Raw genomic sequence first — 1332 nt, forward strand, 5'->3', positions numbered from 1 at the left:
AGGTTATGTCCGTATAATTGGTGTAAATTCTAAATAGGACTTTGTGAAATCTGAAAGGAACTTCATTATGCCAAAAGTTGAATTAAATTTAGAGGATGACGAATTAAAGGAGCTATTACTAGGTGATCGGGATAAGGCCATGCAATCAATTATGGCCAAGATCCTTGATGAAATTCTAAAGTCCGAAGCGACTGAGCAGATTAAAGCTAAGGCTTATGAACGTTCGGATGAACGAACCAATTCACGGAATGGTTATCGGGTTCGTCAGCTTACCACACGAGTAGGAACACTTGAACTACACGTTCCTAAACTCCGTCATGGTAATTTTTCAACACAGCTGTTCAAGCGCTACCAGCGTAGTGAGCAGGCCTTTGATTTGGCATTAATGGAAATGGTAATCCAAGGTGTTTCAACACGTAAAGTAGCTGAGATTACTAAGAAGTTATGTGGGACAACCTTTTCTAAAAGTACGGTCTCGGCTTTATGCAGTAATTTGGACGACCAAGTGCTGGATTTTAACCGACGTCCCCTTACGCAAAAGTATACTTTTGTGTATGCCGATGCAATTTTATTTAAGGTACACCGTGGTCACGTTGTGACAAGTAATAGCTTACTCGTTGCGATTGGAATCGACCCTAGCGGTCGTCGAGAAGTGCTCGGTTTTGATATCGGTGATAGTGAATCAAAAGCTGCATGGATGGACTTCTTTAGTGAACTTAAACAGCGGGGCCTTACCAACGTTGATATGTTTGTTTCAGACGCTCATTGTGGCTTAAAGGATGCAATCACTACGCAATTTCAGGGTAGCCTTTGGCAGAGATGTCAATTTCATTTTAGTAATGACTGTACAAGTATTCTGGCACTCAAGGATCGTAAAGAAGTTGCTAACCGACTCAAAGATTTATTTAATGCTCCAACGTACGACCAAGCGGTTGAACGGCGTGACCAATTGGTTAAAGATTGGCAGACCGAGTTCCCTAAGGTGGTGAAGAAATTAGAAAATAGTTTTGACGAATTAATGGTGATTTACCAGCTCCCAGAGGAGCTAAGGAAGCGTCTCCGGACGAATAATACAATTGAGCGGGTTAATCAAGAAATTCGTCGTCGTGACCGTGTAATCCGGATATTCCCGAATGATCTAAGCGTCTTGCGACTAATGGGAGCACTACTGATTGAACAGAATGAAAAATGGGCTGCTGGTCCACGGTACTTAAACATGACCGTTTACCACGGGATTGAAAAAGATGACAATTCAGAAGAAGCCGGTATGCTTAAGCTTGTGAAATGATAAATTCGCGGAATTTAATTTACACCAACATTTTGGACTTGACC

Annotated in this window: 1 protein-coding gene; it reads left to right on the top strand. The window is 41.7% G+C overall.

Features of this window, described 5'->3' with window-relative positions:
* Positions 1 to 67 precede the first annotated feature (67 nt).
* Positions 68 to 1288 (top strand): IS256 family transposase, encoded by a 1221-nt coding sequence (locus EKM71_RS11010; protein WP_042513910.1) that lies wholly within the window; start codon positions 68 to 70, stop codon positions 1286 to 1288.
* Positions 1289 to 1332: the final 44 nt, after the last annotated feature.

Origin of the sequence: Levilactobacillus huananensis (assembly GCF_003946145.1) — a bacterium.
Classification (GTDB): domain Bacteria; phylum Bacillota; class Bacilli; order Lactobacillales; family Lactobacillaceae; genus Levilactobacillus; species Levilactobacillus huananensis.